7 protein-coding genes are annotated in these 6,253 nt (G+C 71.5%); 2 read left to right on the forward strand and 5 right to left on the reverse strand.

What is annotated here, in order from left to right; translation table 11 throughout:
- Positions 1-663: sensor histidine kinase (locus tag ACIRDX_RS19350; protein ID WP_396627077.1), on the forward strand; the 663-nt coding region annotated here is incomplete at its 5' end.
- On the opposite strand, the gene pssA is transcribed toward ACIRDX_RS19350, so the two are convergent.
- From pssA to tsaB, 5 genes are all read right to left on the reverse strand, one after another.
- Positions 660-1,481: a CDP-diacylglycerol--serine O-phosphatidyltransferase gene (gene pssA, locus ACIRDX_RS19355; RefSeq protein WP_396627078.1), complete on the reverse strand. Its 822-nt coding sequence runs from the start codon at positions 1,479-1,481 to the stop codon at positions 660-662. The genes ACIRDX_RS19350 and pssA overlap by 4 nt on opposite strands.
- A 17-nt stretch (positions 1,482-1,498) precedes the next feature.
- Entirely contained in the window at positions 1,499-2,131 is a 633-nt protein-coding gene (locus tag ACIRDX_RS19360) for a phosphatidylserine decarboxylase (protein ID WP_396627079.1), read from the reverse strand.
- Positions 2,132-2,259: 128 nt separating this feature from the next.
- On the reverse strand, positions 2,260-2,517 hold the full coding sequence (locus tag ACIRDX_RS19365) for a YdcH family protein (protein WP_396627080.1): 258 nt from the start codon (positions 2,515-2,517) through the stop codon (positions 2,260-2,262).
- A gap of 112 nt (positions 2,518-2,629) precedes the next feature.
- Positions 2,630-3,112 carry a ribosomal protein S18-alanine N-acetyltransferase gene (rimI, locus tag ACIRDX_RS19370; RefSeq protein WP_396627081.1) on the reverse strand — a complete coding sequence of 161 codons (483 nt, stop codon included), beginning with the start codon at positions 3,110-3,112 and terminating at the stop codon, positions 2,630-2,632.
- Entirely contained in the window at positions 3,109-3,828 is a 720-nt protein-coding gene (gene tsaB, locus ACIRDX_RS19375; protein ID WP_396627082.1) for a tRNA (adenosine(37)-N6)-threonylcarbamoyltransferase complex dimerization subunit type 1 TsaB, read from the reverse strand. Before tsaB ends, rimI begins: the two co-directional genes overlap by 4 nt.
- Positions 3,829-3,902: 74 nt before the next feature.
- Between tsaB and mutS the strand changes: the two genes are divergently transcribed.
- Positions 3,903-6,253: DNA mismatch repair protein MutS (gene mutS / locus ACIRDX_RS19380; protein WP_396627083.1), on the forward strand; the 2,351-nt coding region annotated here is incomplete at its 3' end.

A 6,253-nucleotide genomic window follows, 5' to 3' on the forward strand; every position in this document is an offset into this window, starting at 1 on the left:
GAGATGGCCCGGCAGGTGGCGCACGACATCAAGAACCCGCTGACGCCGATCCAGCTCTCGGCCGAGCACCTGCGGCGGGTCCACCTCGACCGCGGGACGCCGTTGTCGCCCGTCCTCGAGCAGTGCGTGGACACGATCCTCGTGCAGGTGCGGATGCTGCGCCAGATCTCGTCCGAGTTCGCCAGCTTCGCCTCGTCGCCCACGGCCCGGCCCCAGCCCGTGCCCTTGCCCGCCCTGGTCGACGAAGTGATGGCCGGGTACCGCATCGGGCTCCCGTCCAACGTGCGCGTCGAGGCGCGCCTGCCCGACGACCTGCCGCTCGTGCAGATCGACCGGGCGCTGCTCGGGCGCGCGATGATCAACATCATCGAGAACGCCCTGCACGCCATGCCCTCAGGCGGAGTGGTCACGGTCGGCGCTTCCCGACCGGAACCGGAATGGGTGCGGGTGTCGTTGGCCGACACCGGGGTCGGGATGGACGCCGCTGCGCTGGCGCGCCTGTTCGAACCCTATTTCTCGACCAAGGCGGCAGGGACCGGGCTCGGGCTCACGATCGCCCGTCGCAACATCGAGCTCATGGGCGGCCGCATCGACGTGCAGAGCGAGAAGGGTGTCGGCACGACCGTGTCGCTCGACCTGCCGGTCGCCTCGGCGCCAGCCTAGGCGTCGGTCGCGTCGCCGCCAGGCCCCTGGCCCGCCGGCGAGGGCGTGAGGGGCGCCACGGCGGAATCCTCGGTCGGGCGCGGGCGCAGGCGCGTGAGCGCCAGGCCCACGAACCCCGACAGCAGGTACGTGTACGAGATGAATACCAGGGCCCACTGGGGATGGGTCGCCACCGCGGCGATCACCACGGCCACCACCATCAGGCCGTTGGCAGGGCGCCGCTTGCCCAGGTTGAAGGTCTTGAAGGACCGATACCGGATGGTGCTCACCATCAGGGCGGCGGGTACCAGCAACAGGGGCAGGGCCAGGGCCGCCATCCAGCCCTGCGGCAACCCCTGGGGCAACCAGAACACCGTGGCGGCCGGGACGCCTGCGGCGGCCGGACTGGGCATCCCGACGAAGTACCGCTTGTCGGGGTTGGTCGTCGACTGGATGTTGAACCTGGCGAGGCGGATGGCGGCCGCCGACACGAACAGGAACCCCACGGCCCAGCCGAGGCGACCGAAGGTGTACAGGCCCCAGGCGTAGCCGAGCACGGCGGGCGCGATCCCGAACGAGATGACGTCGGCGAGCGAGTCGAACTCCCGCCCGAACTCGCTGGTCGCGCCGGTCATCCGCGCGATCCGCCCGTCGAGCATGTCCAGCACTACGGCGATGCCGATGAAGGGCGCCGCCGTCGAGAACTCGCCGCGCATCGCGTAGATCACGCAGGCATAGCCGCAGAACATGTTGGCCAGCGTGAAGAGGCTGGGCAGCAGGTACATCCCGCGGCGAAGGCGGCGCTGCTCGGGGTCGCGACGCCGCAGCACGTTGATCATGACCGGGGATCTTACTCTCAGGCCTCCGGCCAGCGTGCAATCACGCTCTCGGCGCCCCTGACCACGTCGCCGGGCCTGACCTGGAGCGTGCACCCGGGCGGCACGAACACGTCCATCCGGGAGCCGAACTTCATCAGGCCGAATCGCTCCCCGGCCTCGAGCCGATCCCCCACCTGCACGCGGCAGACGACCCGCCGGGCGAGCACCCCGACCACCTGCCGGAACACGACCGTGCGATCGCCGTCCTTGACCCACACCTCGTTGCGCTCGTTCTCGGCAGCGGCGCGATCGTCGTAGGCGGCCAGGAACTTCCCTGGGGTGTAGGCGATACGCGTGATTTCCCCGCCGAACGGCGCCCGGTTGATGTGGACGTCGAGGGGCGACAGGAAGATGCTGATCTGTTGCCAGTCGCCCGGCGGCGCCACGCCGGGCTCCCCGGGACCAGCGACCATCACCCGGCCGTCGGCCGGCGACAGCACGAGATCGGGATGCTGGGGCGGGTAGCGCTCCGGGTCGCGGAAGAAGTACGCCATGAACCCGGCCATCCCGAGCAGCGGCACGCCGAGCGTCGGCTTCTTCTTGAGCAGGAGGTAGGCCGCTGGGGCAAGGAACCCGGCGATGAAGGGGTATCCGGCGCGATCGAGCTTCATGTCGTCAGGGTACACGGGCCGCAGGGACAGCGGCTCGGCGGGGAGGCTCTCCGCGAGAGGGGGAAGCCTCGGTGCCCGCCTGGGGAGGCGGGCACCGGGTAGAGCTCCGAATCTATCGTCCGCCCGCGTCAGGCGTGGGCGAAACTGGGGGCCGGACCGGTGGGCGGTGGCGCCTCGTACCGTCGGACGATGTCCTCCATCCGATCCTTGAGCTGCAGCTTACGCTTCTTCAGGCGGACTTCTTCGAGCTGCTCACTCTCGGAAAGGTGCGGGTTGGCGGACATGGACCGAATCTGCTCGTCCAGCTCGTGGTGGAGTTGGTAGAGCTCGCGATACTCCGCGTCGGTCCGGAGCAGTTGCTCCTTCAAATCCTGCGCATCGGGCATTGCTGCCTCCTTGCTGGCGGGGGAACCGCTCAGGGTCACCCCCGGGTTCACATCGCACTCTACCACCGTCACATCAGCGTCGCAACGCGGAATTCTCGGCCGCCAGCGGGGGTTATTCCCCGGCCAGCTCGGCCGCCCCAGGGCCCCGTCCGGCGGGGCGCCAATGCATCAACACGGCGTCCTCGCGGGGCGCCTGGTAGTAGTCGCGACGACGGCCGTGATCGACGAACCCCTCGCGCGCATACAGGTGCCGCGCCGCCACGTTCGACGCACGCACCTCGAGGTGCACGCCGTACGGACACGCGTCAGCGGCCGCTGACAGGATGGCGCGCAGCAGGGCGCGCCCGACGCCGTGCCGGCGGTCTGCGGGATGGACCGCGATGCGGAGCAGCTCGCCTTCCCCGGCGACGACGCGCAGCAGGCCGGCACCGCACAGGCCGCCGGCCGCCTCCCCCACCCAGGCCCGGGTGAGGCCATCGGCCAGCAGCTCGCCGAGCGCATCGGCCGACCACGGCACGTCGAAGCTCGCCGCCTCCAGGGTCGCCAGGGCGTCGCAGGCCTCGGGGCCAGCCTCGCGCACCACGAGGCCGGTCACCCGATGTCCCCGCTCACGGGCAGGCCCGCACGCTCGCGGGTGAGCACGGCATCCGGTCGGCGCACGTAAGCGGGCCTGAGCGCCGCCGGCCCCACCGCCTCGCCGGCGCGTCGGCTGGCCTCTCCGGCCAGCACCGTCGCCAGCAGCGGCGCATCGACGGGATGCAGCCGCGCGCCGTACGTGTCGATGAGCGGCGCAGCGGCGCCGGGCCACGCGTCCCCGAGCACCACGATCGTGCCGGTGCGCGCGACGCCCCACGTCGCCGCCGCCTCCTCGGGTGTGCCGACGAACGGCTCCACGACCGCACGCAGGAGGCCGGCATCGTTGGCATACAGCGCGGTGAACACTTCCCCGCGCATGCCCTGCATCCAGGCCCCGACCCAGGGCGCGCCGCCGCGCCGCGCGGCGCCGGCCACGCCGAGCAACTCGAGGCTGGTCGCGGCGAAGACGGGTCGCTCGAGGGCCATGGCGAGGCCCTGGATGGTCGCCAGCCCGACGCGCAGCCCGGTGAAGCCGCCAGGCCCGATGACAACGGCGAGCAGGTCGACGTCGGCCAGCGTGTACCCGTGGGCGTCGAGGAGCGCGATGGCGTCTCCCGGCAGGCGCACGGCATGCCTGATGTCGGGATCACCGGCCCGGGCATCGAGCAGGCGCCCGTCACTGGCGAGTGCGAGGCTACCGGCGCGGGTGGAGGAATCGAGGGCGAGAACCAGCATGCTAGACTGGCCGCTGTCCTGACGGCCCCGCTCATTCTACGGCCGCGCCTCGCGGCGCCGCGCTCCCGCCTCCGGTGTCCGACTCGATCCTCACAGCGCCGCCCGCCTCCCTGACGCCGGCGATGCGTCAGTACCAGGATGCCAAGCGGCAGCATCCCGATGCCCTGCTGTTCTTCCGCATGGGCGACTTCTACGAGGTGTTCTACGAGGACGCGGTCGTCGCGGCGCGGGCCGTCGAGCTCACGCTGACCTCGCGCTCCAAGGACGCCGCGGGCGCGGGCATTCCCATGTGCGGGGTGCCCTTCCACGCCGCCGACGGGTACATCACCCGACTGATCCGCCAGGGATTCAGCGTCGCGATCTGCGATCAGGTCGAGGATCCGAAGACCGCCAAGGGGCTCGTGAAGCGGGCCGTGACGCGCGTCGTGACGCCCGGCACGCTCACCGATGCCGCGTATCTCGATGCGCGCGCCCCGGCGTTACTGGCCGCCGTCGTGCCACCCGCGAAAGGGGCCACGACGTGGGGGCTGGCCTGGGCCGAGCTGTCGACGGGCGAGTTCGCCGCCACCGAGTTCGACGGCGTCGATGCCGCGGCCCTCGTGCGCGAGGAACTCGGCGTGCTCGCGCCACGCGAGCTGCTGCTCCCCGCGGAGGCCGACGTTGAGCCCCTGCGCACCGAGGGGACGGCGATGCCGGCCCTCACCCGGCGTGAGGGCTGGCAGTTCGGCCTCGAGGCCGCCCACCGGGCGCTCACCGAGCAACTCCAGACATCGGGGCTGACCGGCTTCGGACTCGATGGCCACCCGTGTGCGATCGGCGCCGCGGGCGCCCTCGTCCAGTACCTGCGCGACACGCAGAAGGCCGACCTGACGCATGTCCGCAGCGTCGCGTACCGTGAGACGCGCGACGGCCTGATCATCGACGCGACCACGCTGCGCCACCTCGAGGTGCTCGCCTCCACCGAGGGAGATCGCCAGGTGTCGCTGCTGGGCGTGCTCGACGAGACCGTCACGGCGATGGGCGCGCGCCTGCTGCGCGCGTGGCTCACCAAGCCGCTGGTCGCCCTCGACGCCATCCGGGACCGACTCGACGCCGTGGAGGACCTCGCATTCCGAGCCGTCGAGCGCGGCCAGATCCGCGAGACGCTCCGTGCGGTGTACGACGTGCAGCGCCTCGTCGCGCGCGCGGCCCTCGGCACCGCCGGCCCGCGCGACCTCGTCGCGCTCGCGCGTTCCCTCGACGCCGTGCCCGGCCTGCGGCAAGCGCTGGCCGGCCTGCAGGCGCCGTTGCTCGCGCACCTGGCCACCGGCCTCGACGACCTCCCCGACCTGCGCGGACGCATCACCGCCACGCTCGCCGACGAACCGCCGATGCTCGCCCGCGATGGCGACGTGATCCGCGACGGGGCCGATCCCGAGATCGATCGCCTCCGCGCCCTCAGCCGCGGCGGCAAGAGCGACATCTCCGCGATGGAGGAGGCCGAGCGCCAGCGCACCGGCATCGCCTCGCTGAAGATCCGCTTCAACCGGGTGTTCGGTTACTACATCGAGGTCAGCAAGTCGAACCTGCACGCGGTGCCGGCCGACTACATCCGCAAGCAGACGATCGCCGGCGGCGAGCGCTTCATCACGCCGGCGCTCAAGGCCCACGAGGAGCAGGTGCTGCACGCCGACGAGCACCTGATCGCCCTCGAGCTCGCGCACTTCGAGGCCCTCCGGCAGGATGTCGCCGCGCACGCGCCCCGCCTGCAGGCCACGGCCGCCGCGCTGGCCACGCTCGATGTCCTCGCCGCGTTTGCCGACGTCGCGGCGCGCCGCAACTACTCGAAACCGCACCTGCACGAGGGCGACGACCTCTCGGTCGTGGAGGGCCGTCATCCCGTCGTGGAGACGATGACCCGCGAGGCCTTCGTCCCCAACGACCTGTCGCTCGATGGCACCACGCAGCAGTTGCTGGTGATCACCGGCCCGAACATGGGCGGCAAGAGCACGTACCTGCGGCAGACCGCCCTGCTCTGCCTCATGGCCCAGGCCGGTGCCTTCGTGCCAGCACGCCAGGCCAAGCTGCCCGTCGTCGATCGCATCTACGCGCGTGTCGGCGCGGCCGACAACATCGCGCGCGGCCAGTCGACGTTCATGGTGGAGATGCAGGAGACCGCGAGCATCCTGAACACCGCCACGTCGCGCAGCCTCGTCGTGCTCGACGAGATCGGCCGCGGCACGTCGACCTTCGACGGCCTCAGCATCGCGTGGGCCGTCGCCGAGCACCTGGCCACCAACCCGAAGGCCCGACCCAAGACGCTGTTCGCCACCCACTATCACGAGCTGACCGATCTGGCCGATGCGCTCCCGGGTGTCGCCAACGCGCACCTCCTGGTGCGCGAATGGCAGGACCAGATCGTGTTCCTGCGCAAGGTGGTGCCGGG

This window comes from Luteitalea sp. (assembly GCF_044337415.1).
In the GTDB taxonomy this organism is placed as follows: domain Bacteria; phylum Acidobacteriota; class Vicinamibacteria; order Vicinamibacterales; family Vicinamibacteraceae; genus Luteitalea.